Annotated in this window: 16 protein-coding genes; 6 read left to right on the plus strand and 10 right to left on the minus strand. The window is 70.0% G+C overall.

The window, feature by feature from the left end:
• The first annotated feature begins 5 nt into the window (after window positions 1-5).
• Complete coding sequence (locus IT184_18310) at window positions 6-1,283, plus strand: MFS transporter (protein ID MCC7010771.1); 1,278 nt, start codon at window positions 6-8, stop codon at window positions 1,281-1,283.
• A gap of 3 nt (window positions 1,284-1,286) precedes the next feature.
• Here IT184_18310 and IT184_18315 read toward each other — a convergent pair whose 3' ends face one another.
• Genes IT184_18315 through IT184_18330 form a run of 4 tightly spaced genes read right to left on the minus strand, consistent with a single transcriptional unit; the run spans window position 1,287 to window position 3,746 of the window.
• Entirely contained in the window at window positions 1,287-1,847 is a 561-nt protein-coding gene (locus tag IT184_18315; GenBank protein MCC7010772.1) for a hypothetical protein, read from the minus strand.
• Between the two features lie 8 nt (window positions 1,848-1,855).
• A complete protein-coding gene (locus IT184_18320) occupies window positions 1,856-2,197 on the minus strand; it encodes a DMT family protein (GenBank protein MCC7010773.1) in 342 nt (113 codons plus the stop codon).
• 20 nt (window positions 2,198-2,217) lie between these two features.
• Entirely contained in the window at window positions 2,218-3,126 is a 909-nt protein-coding gene (locus IT184_18325; protein MCC7010774.1) for an alpha/beta hydrolase, read from the minus strand.
• Window positions 3,126-3,746, minus strand: coding sequence for a carbonic anhydrase (locus IT184_18330; protein MCC7010775.1), 621 nt, complete (start codon window positions 3,744-3,746; stop codon window positions 3,126-3,128). Before IT184_18330 ends, IT184_18325 begins: the two co-directional genes overlap by 1 nt.
• Window positions 3,747-4,045: 299 nt before the next feature.
• Here IT184_18330 and IT184_18335 point away from each other — a divergent pair, with 299 nt between their 5' ends.
• From IT184_18335 to IT184_18345, 3 genes are all read left to right on the plus strand, one after another.
• Window positions 4,046-4,408: a nuclear transport factor 2 family protein gene (locus IT184_18335; protein MCC7010776.1), complete on the plus strand. Its 363-nt coding sequence runs from the start codon at window positions 4,046-4,048 to the stop codon at window positions 4,406-4,408.
• Between the two features lie 39 nt (window positions 4,409-4,447).
• A complete protein-coding gene (locus IT184_18340; protein MCC7010777.1) occupies window positions 4,448-5,551 on the plus strand; it encodes an aldo/keto reductase in 1,104 nt (367 codons plus the stop codon).
• A gap of 172 nt (window positions 5,552-5,723) precedes the next feature.
• Window positions 5,724-6,191 carry a nuclear transport factor 2 family protein gene (locus tag IT184_18345; GenBank protein ID MCC7010778.1) on the plus strand — a complete coding sequence of 156 codons (468 nt, stop codon included), beginning with the start codon at window positions 5,724-5,726 and terminating at the stop codon, window positions 6,189-6,191.
• A gap of 21 nt (window positions 6,192-6,212) precedes the next feature.
• Here IT184_18345 and IT184_18350 read toward each other — a convergent pair whose 3' ends face one another.
• From IT184_18350 to IT184_18370, 5 genes are read right to left on the minus strand one after another with little or no spacing between them, the layout of a single operon-like run.
• Window positions 6,213-6,992, minus strand: coding sequence for an SDR family oxidoreductase (locus IT184_18350; GenBank protein ID MCC7010779.1), 780 nt, complete (start codon window positions 6,990-6,992; stop codon window positions 6,213-6,215).
• 24 nt (window positions 6,993-7,016) lie between these two features.
• Window positions 7,017-8,048, minus strand: coding sequence for a sugar kinase (locus IT184_18355; protein MCC7010780.1), 1,032 nt, complete (start codon window positions 8,046-8,048; stop codon window positions 7,017-7,019).
• Between the two features lie 4 nt (window positions 8,049-8,052).
• Window positions 8,053-8,697 (minus strand): bifunctional 4-hydroxy-2-oxoglutarate aldolase/2-dehydro-3-deoxy-phosphogluconate aldolase, encoded by a 645-nt coding sequence (eda, locus tag IT184_18360; protein ID MCC7010781.1) that lies wholly within the window; start codon window positions 8,695-8,697, stop codon window positions 8,053-8,055.
• A gap of 14 nt (window positions 8,698-8,711) precedes the next feature.
• Entirely contained in the window at window positions 8,712-10,118 is a 1,407-nt protein-coding gene (uxaC, locus tag IT184_18365; GenBank protein ID MCC7010782.1) for a glucuronate isomerase, read from the minus strand.
• On the minus strand, window positions 10,118-10,933 hold the full coding sequence (locus IT184_18370) for an SDR family oxidoreductase (protein ID MCC7010783.1): 816 nt from the start codon (window positions 10,931-10,933) through the stop codon (window positions 10,118-10,120). Before IT184_18370 ends, uxaC begins: the two co-directional genes overlap by 1 nt.
• Before the next feature lie 108 nt (window positions 10,934-11,041).
• Here IT184_18370 and IT184_18375 point away from each other — a divergent pair, with 108 nt between their 5' ends.
• Window positions 11,042-11,905, plus strand: a complete 864-nt coding sequence (locus IT184_18375; GenBank protein ID MCC7010784.1) for a sugar phosphate isomerase/epimerase — start codon at window positions 11,042-11,044, stop codon at window positions 11,903-11,905.
• Window positions 11,906-11,962: 57 nt separating this feature from the next.
• Entirely contained in the window at window positions 11,963-13,288 is a 1,326-nt protein-coding gene (locus IT184_18380) for an MFS transporter (GenBank protein ID MCC7010785.1), read from the plus strand.
• An 84-nt stretch (window positions 13,289-13,372) separates the two neighbouring features.
• On the opposite strand, the gene IT184_18385 is transcribed toward IT184_18380, so the two are convergent.
• A partial coding sequence (locus tag IT184_18385; protein ID MCC7010786.1) for a hypothetical protein occupies window positions 13,373-14,421 on the minus strand: 1,049 nt, incomplete at its 5' end.

Consider the following 14,421-nt stretch of genomic DNA (forward strand, 5'->3'; position numbering starts at 1 on the left):
ACGACGTGGTGCCGCGCGCTATGCTCACGGGGTTGTTCTCGCCGTTTCGCTACCGCAACTTCCGCTTGCTCTGGCTGGGGCTCGTCGTGTCGTTCACCGGGTCCTTCATGCAGCAGGCCTCCATCCTGTGGCACGTTTCGCTCGTCGCGCCGCCGGGTCACAAGGGGCTGGCGCTCGGCATGGTCGGGCTCGTCCGCGCGGCGCCGATGGTGCTGTTCTCCATGCTGGCGGGCGTGGCGGCCGACGCCTTCGATCGCCGCCGGCTGATGCTCATCACGCAGATCGGCGGCGCCGCCGTGGCGGGTCTGCTCGCGACGCTCGCGTTCGCCGGCGCCAGTAGCCTGTGGCCGGTGTACCTGCTCGCCGCGCTGGGCGCCGCGGTCGGGACGTTCGATCCGCCGGCGCGCCACGCGCTGGTGGCGTCGCTCGTCTCGCGCGAGCACCTGCCGCAGGCCGTCAACCTGAACTCCGCGATGGTGCAGGCGACGTCGGTCGCCGGGCCGGCGCTCGGCGGCCTGATCATCGCCCAGGCGAACGTCGGGTGGGCCTTCGTCGTCAACGCGGTCTCGTTCCTGTTCGTCGTCGCCGCGCTGCTGCTGATGCGCGATCTGCCGAGGTCGGATCGATCCGCGGCGCAGGCCCGCGAGCAGTTCTTGCTGCACGCGGCGCGCGAAGGGCTCCACTGGGTGTTCCGGCACCCGGTGATCCGATCGACGATGCTGCTGGATTTCTTCGCGACGTTCTTCGCGTCGGCGATGGCGTTGCTGCCGGTCTTCGCGCAGGACGTGCTGCACGTCGGCGCGCGGGGGTACGGCGTGCTCGCGGCGGCGCCGGCCGCTGGCGCGCTCGCGGCCACGGTCGTCCTGCTCCCGCTCAGCCATCGTCTGCGCGAGCACGGCCGCGTGCTGCTCGCCGCCATCCTCGGCTACGGCGTCGCGACCATCGTCTTCGGCCTCTCGACGTCCTTCGCGGTCACGTTCCTGTGCCTCGCGCTCACGGGTGCGAGCGATGCGGTGAGCGCGATCATCCGCAACCTCATCCGCCAGTTGGAAACGCCGGATGCGATCCGCGGGCGCATGCTGGGCATCAACATGATGTTCTTCCAGGGCGGACCTCAGCTCGGCGAGCTGGAAGCCGGGCTGGTGGCACAGGCGCTCGGGCCGCGGTTCTCGGCGATCAGCGGCGGCCTGGGGTGCCTGGCGGCAACGCTGCTGATCGCGCTGATGACGCCGCAGCTCCGCCGATATCAGCTCCGGTTCGCCCGCCATCGGCTGCGGGCGTGAGGGTCAGCGCAGGTGCAGCCGCGCGGCGAGCTCGCGCATGGCGCGGATCTGTTCGGGCCTGAAAGCCACGTCGAAGCCGAGCACGTTCGCGACGAGCCGCTCGGCCCGAGCGAGCCGGAGGAAATCGGCCGCGCGCATCGTGCCGATTGCGTTCTGGATGATGCCGCCGGCCGAGACGTCGTCGGTGATCAAGCTGGCGCTGACGTCGACGATGGCCGGCCGATCGGATCCGAGATCGGCGGTGAAGACGAGCGTGGCCCTGCGCAGGACGTTCGGGTTCGCCATGTACGCGGGAGCGACGTGGACGCGGACGTCAGCGGCGGGACGGTTCGGATCGGTCAGCGACAGCCGGCCGAGAAAGGCGACGACCGCGCCGCCGATCGGGTGCAGGCCGAGCCCCAGCTCGCTCTGGCGCGCCGATGGATCCGGCCGTGACCAGGTCTCGAGATCCTTCCAGTTCGCCTGCACGCCCGCGAGCACCTGCGCGCCGTTGGCGGCCGTCGTCGCGGCGCCGGCGAGCAGCAGGCCCACCGCACAGAGTGAGGACGCGAGCAAGAGACGCATGACGACTCCTACGATCGGAAGATGAAGTACACGGCGCCGACGAGACAGAGCCCGGCCCAGAGATAGTCGAGCTTGAACGGCGCGCCCATGTACAGCATCGCAAACGGCACGAACACCGACAACGTGACGACCTCCTGGAGGATCTTGAGCTGCGACAGGCTCATCGTCGTGTAGCCGATCCGGTTCGCGGGGACCTGGAACAAGTACTCGAAGAGCGCGATGCCCCAACTCGCGATCGCCGCCACGTACCACGCCCGGTGATTCAGGTTCCGGAGGTGTCCGTACCAGGCGAAGGTCATGAACAGATTCGAAATCAGCAGCAGACCCGTGGTCTGCAGGACGACTGGCACGGCGGGATCCTCCTGAGCTGTTATCGGCCGAGCAGGTAGCGATCGAACAGGCCCACGACCCGTTGCTCGTATTCCTCGGGCGCGGCGGTGTCGAACCGGGTATGGCCGAGGTCGGGCGCGAACCAGAGCGTTTTCGGCTCCCGGGCGGCCTCGTACAGCTTCCGGCCGCTCTCGGGCGAGATGACGACGTCCCGCCCACCCTGCATCAACAAGACCGGCCGCGGGCTCAATCGGCCGATCCATCGCTTCGCGTCCACGTCGTCGGTGCGGAATCCCGCTTCGCGTTCGGCCCAGAACGTGATGAGCGGCGCGAAGGGAAACGGCGGCAGGCCGGTGAAGTACCTGACGCTCGTCTCGACGGTGTCGCGTAGCGACGAAAAGGCCGAGTTGGCGACGACGGCGGCCAGGGCGGGATGGTCGGCCGCGAACTCGATCGCGAGCGTGCCGCCGAAGGAGTTGCCGATGATGCCCAAGCGGCCGACGTCGACGCCGGAGAGCGTGGGCGCGAGCGCGTGCCACGCCTCGAGATCGCGCATCTCGCCGCTGCCGAACGTGATGAGATCGCCGTCGCTCATGTCGTGTCCGCGGACGGTCGTCAGGAGGGATCCGTAGCCGTGCCGGGCCAGCATCGCGGCCTCGTTGAGCATCTCGCCGCGATGCGACTTGTAACCGTGCTGGAGCAGGACGAGCGCGCCGTTGCGCGGCGGGACGTACCAGCCGACGAGGCGGAGGCCGTCGCTCGTCGTGACCGCCACGTCCTGGTAGAGCAGCCCGTAGTCGATCGGGCGCTTGCCCGGCAGCGGCCGCGTGTCGAGCGGGTTCGTCAGCAGGCGATGTGCTTCCGCCCGCGTGCGCCACGCGAGCGCGACGCCGGCCGCCACGATCGCCAGGATCGCGACGCCGGCGGCGACGCGTACCCAGCGGCTCATCAGAGGTCGACGTCGAAGAAGTCCACGAGCGACGTTTCGAGCGAGTACTCGGCGCCGACGACGCGCAGGCCGTGGTTCAGGATCAGGTGCTCCAGGATGGCCGAGCCCGAGCGCAGATGAGAGGCGGAGGCTCGAACGTTCGCGCGCACGGCTTCGGCCACGAGCGCCTCGCGCCGCTCCCGCAGGTCGGTGTGGAGCAGCGGCTCGACCGACGGCCGGATCCGGTCGACGATCGACTTGAGATTCCGCGACTGGTTCTCGCGCGGCCGCTGCAGCTCTTCGAGCGTGGCCTGGATGGCGCCGCATCGAGAGTGGCCCAGCACGACGACCAGCCGCGTACCGAACTGCTCGGCCGCGAACTCGACGCTGCCGACCTGTGAGGGCGCGACGATGTTGCCGGCCACGCGGATGACGAAGAGATCGCCGAGCCCCTGGTCGAAGATGATCTCGGCCGGCACGCGGGAGTCCGAGCAGCCGAGGACGATCGCGAAGGGCTGCTGGCCGCCGGCCAGCTCGCTGCGGCGCCTCGGGCTGGCGATGCCGTCGCGGCTCACGACGTCCGCTGCGAATCGGCGGTTGCCTTCGCGCAGCCGCTCGAGCGCGTCCGCTGCCGGGATCATCGGGCGCCCTGCCTGCAAGGATCGCGGTGTGCCGTGTGCATGGCGTTCCATTGTGATCGACTTCGCCGGCGCGGCCAAGTGACCCGCAGGCGTCCCGATCGGTCCGCGCCGCGTTGACTCGCCGGGAGCCGCGCACTAGCATCAGGAACCCGACACGGTGAGGAGACGAGATGACGAACGGCTGGAGACTACGGTTGCGGCAGGGGCTCGCAGGTATCGTGCTGGCGGGGAGCGTCGCGGCGTCCGCCTGCAGCGGGTCGCAGGCGCCCGCGCCCACGGCCGCGCCAGCGGAGGGGAATGTGACGGTGACGAATGAGGTGCTGCAGCGACACATGGACACGTTCGGCAAGCGGGACGTCCCGGGCGTGCTCGCCGATTACGCCGCCGACGCGGTGATGTTCACACCCGGCGGGCCGGTGCGCGGCACCGACGCGCTCCGCACGACGTTCGAGAACCTGTTCGTCGAGTGGGGGAAGCCCGGCATGACGTTCACGCTGAAGCAGCGGATCGTGGACGGCGAGCACGCCTACATCTTCTGGGACGCCGAGACCGCCGACAACGTGTACGAAGGCGCGGTGGACGCGTTCGTCGTCGAGAACGGCAAGATCGTCGCGCACTTCTTCGCCGGCAAGATCACGCCGAAGGCCGCGGCGGCCCGGTAGCGTCCGGCGCGCGCTCGCGACGCGCGCATCGAGCGAGGCATGGAGCTGCGGCAACTCGGAACGAGCGGCCTGACCGTATCGGTGCTCAGCCTCGGCACCATGACGGTCGGCGGCCGCGATCGCTTCCAGCACATGGGGAATCTCGGCGTGCCGGAGGTCACGCGGATGCTCGACCTCTGCCGCGACGCCGGGCTCACGGTGATCGATACCGCGGATCTGTACTCCTACGGCGCCGCCGAAGAGATCCTCGGCGCGGCACTGGCCGGCCGGCGCGACGACTTCGTGCTCGTCACGAAGGCGTTCATGCGGACCGGCCCGGGCGTGCACGACGTCGGGCTGTCGCGCAAGCACCTGATCGCGGCCTGCGAGGCGAGCCTGCGCCGGCTCGGCACGGACCACCTCGACGTCTACATGGCGCACGATCCCGACCTGTTCGTGCCGGTCGAGGAGACGCTGCGCGCGTTCGACGATCTCGTCGGTCAAGGGAAGGTCCGCTACATCGGCTGCTCGAATCACTCGGCGTGGCACGTGATGAAGGCGCTGGCGGTCTCGGCGCGGGATGGGCTGGCGCGCTACGTGTGCCAGCAGGTGAACTACTCGCTCGTCTGCCGCGACGTCGAGCACGAGCTGGTGCCGATGGGCCTCGACCAGGGCGTCGGCATCATGGCGTGGAGCCCGCTCCACTACGGGCTGCTCAGCGGCAAGTTCCGCCGCGACGCGCAGCCCTCGGAGACGCGGCTGGCCGATCTCGAGGCGCCGGGGACGATCGACCGCGAGCGCCTCTACCGAATCGTGGACGTGATGCTCGAGATCGCGTCGGCGCGGGGCGTCTCCGCCGCGCAGGTCGCGCTCAATTGGGTGATGGGCAAGCCCGGCGTCTCCACCGTCATCCTCGGCGCACGGAACGAGGCGCAGCTTCGCGACAATCTCGCGGCCGCTACCTGGCGCCTGACCACGGACGAAATGCAGCAGCTCGACGGCGTGAGCGCGCTGCCGGAGCCGTATCCGTACTGGCACCAACACAAGTTCGGCCTGGAGCGGAACCCGCGGTTGCCGTCGATGCGCACGGCGGAGTGGCGAAGCGACGTGTCCGGCAGCCGCGACGAGGCCGGCAGCATGCAGCACGTCCGGCGGCCGTCATGACACGCCGGCGTGCGCGGGTCCGGTGCACGCACGCGAGGCACGATGCGCCGGCGCTCGGACTCCGAGGACGAAACGGGCGCGCGCGCCGTCTGCGGCGTCGCGAGGCGTTCAGCCCTGAGATCGACAGGTTGCGCGAGGGCGTCGAGTGCCCTCCGGAAACAGCGAGGACGTGATGATCAAGCACATCGTCAGCTTCATGCTGCTCGGCGGCGCCGTTGCCGTCTCGGCCCAGACCAAGGCGTCGGATCTGCCGCCAATCAAGCGGCAGCCGGGCGCGCAGGCCGTCGTGGACGAGCACCTCGACGCCATCAACAAGTGCGACTGGAACCGGTTGATGGCGCAGTACCCGCCGACCGTCGAGTTCTTCCTGCCCGGCGGCCAGGTCGTCAAGGGCCGGGAGGCGGTGGGCGATCTCTTCCGCAACTTCGTGAAGCCCGCGCGCGAGGGCGGCCTGTGCGGGCTGAAGTTCGTCACCGAGCACGCGTTCACCGTCGGCGACACCATCAACGTGCAGTGGCGCGCGACCGCCGACTTCCTGCTCGAGCCCTATCTCGGCGCGGACGCGTACGTCACGAAGGACGGCCTGATGTTCGCCCAGGTGACGACGTTCCGGTCCGACGAGATCAAGATGAAGAAGTAGGCTCGCCGAACGGCGCCCGACCTAGATCAGCCCTCTGATCGTGCCCCCGATGTCGAGGCTCGCGCCCGTGATGAACTTCGCGCGCGGGGACGCGAGGAACACGACCGCGTGGGCGACGTCCTCCGGCTGGCCGATGCCCATCGGCATCTGGCGCTCCTCGAGAAACCGCTTCACCGCATCGTCGGGCGGCAGCTTGTACTGATCGACGATTTGCTCGAGGATGCCGCCGGGACGCGTCCACATCCGCGACCAGATGGGCCCGGGGAGGACGGTGTTGACGCGGACCTTTGGCGCGTACTGCTTGGCCATCGCCTTCGTCAGGTAGAGCAGCGCGCTCTTGCAGGCGCCGTAGTCGAGGAACGCCGGCTCGGGCTGCTTGGCGAGATCCGATCCGGTGTTGACCACCGCACCGGAGCCGCGGGCCGCCATCTTCGGGACGAGCGCGCGGCAGATGCGCACGGTGCCCATCAGGTTCACCTGGATGGACGCCGCCCAACCCTCGTCCGTCTGCTCCTCCAGGTTGTACGGGTTGCCGACCCCGAGGTTGTTGATCAGGATGTCGGGTACGCGGCCGAACGTGTCCAGCACGTGCGCCACGGCCCGGTCGACGCCGGGACCGGTCGCGAGATCGCTCGCGACGACGCCGTGCCACTTGCCGGCCTTCTCTTTCAGCGTGTCGCCGTCCGTATCGGCGACGATGACGACGGCGCCTTCGTGGGTGAGCAGATCCGCGATCGATTCGCCGATGCCGTGTGCGCCGGCCGCGACGAAGGCGAGCTTGCCGTTCAACTGATAATCCATGGTGACTCCGCGGTGAAGGGTGAATCAGCGCTGGACGCGGCCCGAGCCGTCGCCCTGCAGCAGGCGTTGCACGTCCCCGAGGCCGATCAGGCAGAAGTCGCCCGGCACCGAATGCTTCAGGCACCCGGCGGCTGCGCCGAACTCGAGGGCGTCGCGGTCGCTTGCGAGCGACCGCAGTCCGTAGATCAGTCCCGCCGCGAAGGCATCCCCGCTGCCGACGCGGTCGACGATGTGCGTGATGTCGTACTTGAGGCTGAGCAGGAACTCGCGGCGGTTGTGCAGGCAGGCGCCCCACACGTTGTGATCGGCGCTGCGGCTCTCCCTGAGCGTGATGACCTGCTTCTCCAGGTTCGGGAACGCGTCGAGCACGCGCTCCGCCAGCGCGCGGTAGGCCTCGGCGTCGAGGTGGCCCGAGCGTGCATCGGCGGTCGACGCGATGCCGAGCGACTGCTGGCAGTCTTCCTCGTTCGCGATGCCGACCTGCACCAGCTTCACGATCTCGCGCATCACCGTCGGGGCGTCCTTGCCGTACTTCCAGAGGTTCGCCCGGTAGTTGTAGTCGCACGAGACGGTGATCTGGCGCGAGCGCGCCTGACGGACGGCCTCGAGCGCCAGGCCGGCCGCCGAGGCGCTGATCGCCGGCGTGATGCCGGAGACGTGGAACCAGTCGGCGCCGGCGAACACGGCGTCCCAGTCGAAGAGATTCGGCGTCGCGACGGCGATCGACGAGCCGGCGCGATCGTAGACGACGCGGCTCGGCCGCTGGGCCGCGCCGGCCTCGAGGTAGTAGATGCCGACGCGGTCGCCCGCGCGCCGGATGCGGCTCGTGTCGACGCCCGCGCGGCGCAGCTCGCGAATCGCGGCGTCGCCGATCGGGTTGGCGGGCAGCACGGTGACGAACGCGGCCGCCGTGCCGAGCTGCGCGAGCGCGACGGCGACGTTGCTCTCGGCGCCGCCGAACGTCGCCTCGAAGGCCGGCGACTGGAGCAGCCGCTCGTGCGCCGGCGGTTTCAGGCGCAGCATGATCTCGCCGAAGGTCACGACCAGCGCGGCCATCGCGTCAGCGTCCTGCCGCCGCCGGCCGGGCAGCCGCCACGGCATCGCGCGCGGCGTCGCGCACTCGATCGAACGCGCCCGCGGCGATCCACGCCGCCGGCGTCATCCACGATCCGCCGCAAGCCACGACCTTGTCGAACGAGAGGTACGCCGCCAGGTTCGCCGCGCTGATGCCGCCGGTCGGCAGGTACTCGAGCGTGGGAAAAGGCGCGGCGATGGCCTTGAGATAGGGAAGCCCGCCGATCGGCTCGATCGGGAACACCTTCACGACCTCGAGCCCCTGTTCGAGCGCCATCTCGATGTCGGTCGGCGTGCAGACGCCGGGGAAGATCGGCAGGCCGTGATCCTGGCACCAGCGCACGACGCGTCGGTTCAGGCCCGGGGACAGCACGAAGCGGGCGCCGCACGACTGCGCGAGCGCCGCCTGTTCCGGGCTCAGGACCGTGCCGGCGCCCACGAGCAGGTCTGGCCGTTCGCCGGTGATGCGCCGGAGCGATTCGGCCGCCGACGCCGTGCGAAACGTCACCTCCGCACAGGGCAGTCCGCCGCTGGCGAGCGCGTCGACGAGCGGCACGGCCTTGGACGGATCGTCGATCGTGATGATCGGCACGAGGCGGGTTCGTCGAATCCGCGTGAGGATGTCGGACACCACGGGCTCATACATTAGCAGTCCTTCAGGCGGTAGGCATCCTTCGCGAGATCGTAGGCCAGCGCGCGCGCCATCTCGCGAGCGTCGTCCTGGCTCACGACGTGCCTGGCGACGAGGCCGGCCAGCCAGTTGGCGTCGACGCGCCGTGCCAGATCGTGGCGTGCCGGGATGGAGCAGAACGACCTCGTGTCGTCGTTGAAGCCGGCCGTGTTGTAGATCCCCGCGGTCTCGGTCGTCTGGCGCCGGAAGCGGATCATGCCCTCGATGCTGTCGTGGAACCACCACGGCGGGCCGAGCCGGACGGCCGGGTAGTGGCCCGCGAGCGGCGCGAGCTCGCGCGAGTACGTGGCCTCGTCGAGGGTGAAGAGGATCAGACGGAATCGCGGATCGTTGCCGAACGCATTCAGCAGTGGCATCAGATTCCGCGTGAACTCGGTCGCGATCGGGATGTCGCCGCCGCGGTCGGCGCCGAACCGCTCGAACAGCGCCGCGTCGTGGTTGCGGAGCGAGCCCGGATGCAATTGCATCACGAGCCCGTCATCGACCGACGCGCGCGCCATCTCCATCAGCATGTGCGCCTCGAACCGGCGCTCGTCGTCGAGCGCCGCCCGGCCGTCGCACGCGCACCGGAAGAGCCGGTCGGCGTCGTCGCGTTCGAGCCAGCCGGTTCGGGGCGCCTCGACGGCGTGGTCGGTGGCGGTCGCACCGAGCGATCGAAAGGCGCGGCGGCGATCGACGAGCGCATCGACGAAGCCGGCGTAGTCCACGATCCGGCGGCCCGAGACGCGAGCCAGCCGCTCGAGCTCGTGCGGCCAGCCAGGCGAGGCGATCTTCAACAGCGCGTCCGGACGGTAGGTCGGGATGACGCGTCCCGGCCAGCCCGACTCGCGGATGCGCCGATGGTGATCGAGCGTGTCTGCGGCCGCGTCGGTCGTGGCCAGCACCTCCACGTTGAACCGCTCGAAGAGCCGGCGCGGCCTGAACGCGGGCGACCGGAGCCGCTCGGCGATGGCGTCGTAGACGTACAGCGCCGTGTCGGGCCCGAGCGGGCGATCGACGCCGAAGACCTCGGCGATCTGGTAGTCGAGCCACGCGGCGGTCGGCGTGCCGCGGAAGAGGTGATACGCCGCGCCCAGCGTGGCCCACGTGGCGCGAGGATCGACGGCCTCGACGCTGCCGTCCCGGCGCGCGACGCCGAGCGCGTCGAGCGCGATGCCCTGCGAGTAGAGCATGCGCAGGATGTAATGGTCGGGCAGGATGACGAGCGACGTCGGCTCGGGAAACGGCCGGTCGTCGGCGAGGATGGCCGGATCGACGTGCCCGTGGGGGCAGATGAGCGGCAGCGCGCGCGTTTCCTCGTAGAGCGCGCGTGCGACGGCCCGGACGCCGGGTTCCGGGTCGAAGAAGCGATCGGGGTGCATCACACCCCGCTGAAGGCGCTGAAGCCGCCGTCCACCGGGATGACCGCGCCGGTGACGAACGACGCGGCGTCGCTGCACAGCCAGTGCACCGGGCCGACCAGCTCGTCGGCCCGTCCGAAGCGGCCCATCGGCGTGAGGTCGACGATCGTGCGGCCGCGATCGGTGTAGGCGCCGTCCTCGTTCACGAGCAGCCGGCGGTTCTGGTTGCCGAGGAAGAATCCCGGCGCGACGGCGTTGACCCGCAGGCCCGCCCCGTACCGGCGCGCGAGGTCCATGGCCAGCCATCGGGTGAACGTGTCGATCGCGCCCTTCGCCACGCCATAGCCCATCGCGCCCGTGATCGCGCGATCGGCGGCCATCGACGAGAGGTTGACGATCACGCCGGCGCGCCGCTCGGCCATCGCCTGGCCGACGACGAGCGACGGCACGATCGTGCCGTGGAGGTTGAGGCGCAGCACGTCGTCGAAGGCCGCGAGCGGGACGTCGAAGATCGGGCGGCCGTCGTTGCGCGCGGCCGGCACGTTGCCGCCGGCGCCGTTGATCAGGATGTCGATCCGCCCCCAGGCGCGCAGCACTTCGTCGCGGCCTGCGGCCATCTGGCCCTCGTCCACCACGTCGGCGACGATCGGCAGCACGTCGCCGCCCGCCTCACGAAGCGCCTGGATCTTGTCATCGAGCGCATCGCGCCGGCGGCCGACGACGGCCACGCGGACGCCGGCGCCGGCGAGGCTCGCGGCGAGCACGCCGCCGAGCACGCCGTAGCCGCCGGTGACGATCGCCACGCGGCCGGCGAGCGAGAACCTATCGTCTGCCACTGGGCCTCCACCTGTCGCCGGACATCGGCAGATGATAGCCGCCGCCGGCCGCGTCGCGCCAGGCGGCGCCGCTCGCGCACGCGCGTCGGATACAATGCGCGCCTTGCCATGATCGCTCTCGCCGCCATCACGGACGAGTTCTCGCCCGATCTCGATCGCGCGCTCGACGGCATGGCGTCGGTCGGCATGACCGGCGCGGAGCTGCGCGTGATCGACGGCCGCAACATCCTGGAGCTCGGCCCCGCGGAGGTGGACGACGTCCGTCGCCGGATCGCTGCCCGAGGCCTGTCGATCGTCGGCATCGCCTCGCCGCTGCTGAAGTGCGTGCTGCCCGACGCGCCGCCCGTCGATGCACGGCTGCAGCAGGACGTGTTCGGGGCGCCCTACACGTACGACGATCAGCCCCGCCTGTCCGAGCGGGCGCTCGACATCGCCGAACGCATGGGCGCGCGCGTCATCAGGGTGTTCTCGTACTGGCGGACGGTGGAGCCGGAGGAGACGATGGATCGCGTGGGCGAGGCGCTCGCCGAGCTGGCGGAGCGGGCGGCGCGGCGCGGGCTGATCATCGGGCTCGAGAACGAGGCGGCGTGCAACGTCGGAACCGGCGCCGAGACGGCGCGCGTGCTCGACGTCGTCGGCCATCCCGCGCTCGGCGTCGTGTGGGATCCGGCCAATGCGACGCTGCTGGGAGAAACGCCGTATCCCGACGGCTACGGCGCCCTGCCGGCCGGGCGCATCGTGCACGTCCACGCCAAGGACTGCCGCGTGCCGGTGCAGGCGTTCACGCCGGAGTGGGGGCCGATCGGCGAGATGGGCGTCGACTGGCGCGGGCAGATCGCCGCGCTGGTCCGCGACGGATATGCCGGGTGGATCAGCCTCGAGACGCACTGGCGCGGCCCGCGCGGCGACAAGTTCGAAGCGAGCGTGATCTGCGGCGAACGGCTGGCCGCGCTGGTCGGCCGCGCCGGCTAGATTCCGGGCTGCCGCGCCGCGCGGCAGCAGCCGCGGCCATCACCGCGACGGAGGACCATGTCACTCCCACAGGCTTCGGCGCCACTTGCGCAGCCACGCGCCGGCGTGCTCGACGGCGTCACGCCGTACCACTGGCTCGTCGTCACGATCGCGTCCTGCGGATGGCTGTTCGACTGCATGGACCAGCGGATCTTCGTGCTGGCCCGGGAGTCCGCGCTGCGCGAGCTGCTCGCGGCGGATCCGGCCGCGCTCGCGTCGCTCAAGACGTACAGCGGCTATGCGACGACGTCGATGATTCTCGGCTGGGCCACCGGCGGGCTCCTGTTCGGGATGATGAGCGACAAGCTCGGCCGCGTGAAGACGATGGTCGCGACGCTGCTCGTGTATTCCGGGTTCACGGGCCTGTCGGGCATCGCGACTGGATGGCTCGACTTCACGGTCTATCGATTCCTCGCCGGCCTCGGCGTCGGCGGGATGTTCGGCGCGGCGACGACGCTCGTGGCCGAGAGCGTGCCGGGCGCATTTCGCGCGGTCGCGCTCGGGCTGCTGCAGGCGCTGTCGGCGCTCGGCAACATCATCGGATCGCTCGTCAGCCTGCAGGTGCCGCCCGGCGCCGCGGCCTACGCCGGCGACTGGTCGGGCTGGCGCATCCTCTTCTTCGTCGGGCTGCTGCCTGCGCTGCTCGTCGTGCCGATCGTCTTCGCGCTGCGCGAGCCTGAGTCGTGGCTGGCCGCCAGGGCCTCTGCCGGCGCGCGCCACGCCGTCGGCTCGCCGGCCGAGCTGTTTCGGGACCCGCGCTGGCGGCGCAACACGCTCGTCGGGGTCTTCCTCGGCGTCTCCGGGATGATCGGCTTGTGGGGCATCGGCTTCTTCTCGCCCGAGTTGATCTCGACCGCGCTCCAGGGCGAGCCGCAGCCGGTCGTCGATCGCGTGCGCGGGTGGGCGACGGCCTTCCAGGACATGGGCGCATTCGTCGGCATGCTCGTGTTCACGCTGATCGCGTCGTGGGTGAGCCGCCGCCTCGCGTTCCTGTTCGCGCTCCTGCTCAGCATGTTCGTGACGATGTTCGTGTTCGGCTCGCTCGAGAGCGCGTCGGATGCGTACTGGATGCTGCCGGTGATGGGCTTCGCCCAGTTGGGTGTCTTCGCGGGCTACTCGATCTACTTCCCGGAGCTGTTTCCGACGAGGCTGCGAGGCACGGGCGTCGGCTTCTGCTACAACACGGTGCGCTATCTGGCGGCGCCGGCGCCGATGCTCTTCGGCTACCTGGCCACGGTGATGTCGTTTCGGACGGCCGCGATCATGATGTCGTGCGTGTACCTCGTCGGCGTCGTGGCGCTCATCTGGGCGCCCGAAACGAAGGGGCGGGAGCTGCCCGAATAGCCAAATGAAAACGCCCCGACCACCTGTCGGTGATCGGGGCGTCCGTGTCCAACGGCCGCCGAGGCGGCCGGAGCGTCAGCCGGTCTAGTAGTCGAACCGGACGGTCAACCCGAAGTTGAACGGGTTGGTCGACTGGTCGTACTGGCCGGTGGTGGTGCTGGTGTTCCCGGTGGTGCTGAACGTGTAGGACGCGGCCATGCGCTGGAACTGGACCTGGTTCCACATGTTGTAGAACTGGGCCTGAACGCGCACGCTGCCACCGCGGCCGACTTGCACCGGGATGCGACGCGCGAGGGTGAAGTCCCAGTTCTGCCAGCCGGGGTGACGCAGGTAGCCCTGCGCCACGTTGCCGAGGTTGCCCTGGCCGTTGCTCGGCAGCGGACGCCGGAACGCGGCCAGGTTGAAGTGCGGCCGGAACGCGTCGTGCGTCGCGGGATCGCCCGTCCACGCCGGCACGTTGAACGCATCTTCGCCGACGACGAGCTCGCAGCGGCCCGTCGGACCGCCCGAGAGGGTCGGGTCGGTGTTCGCCACGCCCGACTGGTTCGTGCCGCACGACGGGTTCAGCGCTGCACCGCTCAGGTACTGGACGACGCCCGAGGCCTCCCAGTCCTTGAGGATGTACTTGGCGACCGGCACGTTCGACAGCGGGTTCGGCACCTGGTAGCTGTAGTTGACGACCAGCGAGTGCCGGCGATCCTGCACGCCGGTGTCGACGCCCGTCGGGTTGCCTCCCGGCGGACCGTAGTAGAAGTCACGGAGCCCCTGCTTGCCGCCGAGCTCTTCCGTGATGAAGTCCCAGCCCTGGACGCCGCGGTTGTACGACAACGTGTAGGCCATGCCCATCTGCAGGCCGTGCGTCAGACGCCGCTGCACGCTCGTCTGCACCGCGTTGTAGTTCAGCACGTCCTCGTCGGTCGTGAGGTAGCTGATCTGACCGATGCCGCGGTAGTCGCGGCGGATGAGGTTGGCCGTGACCGGCTCGTTGTTGAACAGGTTCGCCGGGTTCGCGTAGGCGTTGATCGGGATGTTGTTCGTGGTGCGGTTGCGCCAGAACTTCCGCCCGATGTTGGTCACGTACGCGACCTCGGCGACCGTGTTGAAGCCCAGGTCGCGCTGGAACGCGACGTTGG

The organism is Acidobacteriota bacterium, assembly GCA_020853395.1.
In the GTDB taxonomy this organism is placed as follows: domain Bacteria; phylum Acidobacteriota; class Vicinamibacteria; order Vicinamibacterales; family SCN-69-37; genus JADYYY01.

Bases quoted from the DNA above. Each gene is read 5' to 3' on its own strand.
- IT184_18315 (MCC7010772.1), bottom strand. From the start codon at position 1,847: ATGCGTCTCTTGCTCGCGTCCTCACTCTGTGCGGTGGGCCTGCTGCTC.
- IT184_18325 (MCC7010774.1), bottom strand. From the start codon at position 3,126: ATGAGCCGCTGGGTACGCGTCGCCGCCGGCGTCGCGATCCTGGCGATC.
- IT184_18330 (MCC7010775.1), bottom strand. From the start codon at position 3,746: ATGATCCCGGCAGCGGACGCGCTCGAGCGGCTGCGCGAAGGCAACCGC.
- IT184_18340 (MCC7010777.1), top strand. From the start codon at position 4,448: ATGGAGCTGCGGCAACTCGGAACGAGCGGCCTGACCGTATCGGTGCTC.
- IT184_18345 (MCC7010778.1), top strand. From the start codon at position 5,724: ATGATCAAGCACATCGTCAGCTTCATGCTGCTCGGCGGCGCCGTTGCC.
- IT184_18350 (MCC7010779.1), bottom strand. From the start codon at position 6,992: ATGGATTATCAGTTGAACGGCAAGCTCGCCTTCGTCGCGGCCGGCGCA.
- IT184_18355 (MCC7010780.1), bottom strand. From the start codon at position 8,048: ATGGCCGCGCTGGTCGTGACCTTCGGCGAGATCATGCTGCGCCTGAAA.
- uxaC (MCC7010782.1), bottom strand. From the start codon at position 10,118: ATGCACCCCGATCGCTTCTTCGACCCGGAACCCGGCGTCCGGGCCGTC.
- IT184_18375 (MCC7010784.1), top strand. From the start codon at position 11,042: ATGATCGCTCTCGCCGCCATCACGGACGAGTTCTCGCCCGATCTCGAT.
- IT184_18380 (MCC7010785.1), top strand. From the start codon at position 11,963: ATGTCACTCCCACAGGCTTCGGCGCCACTTGCGCAGCCACGCGCCGGC.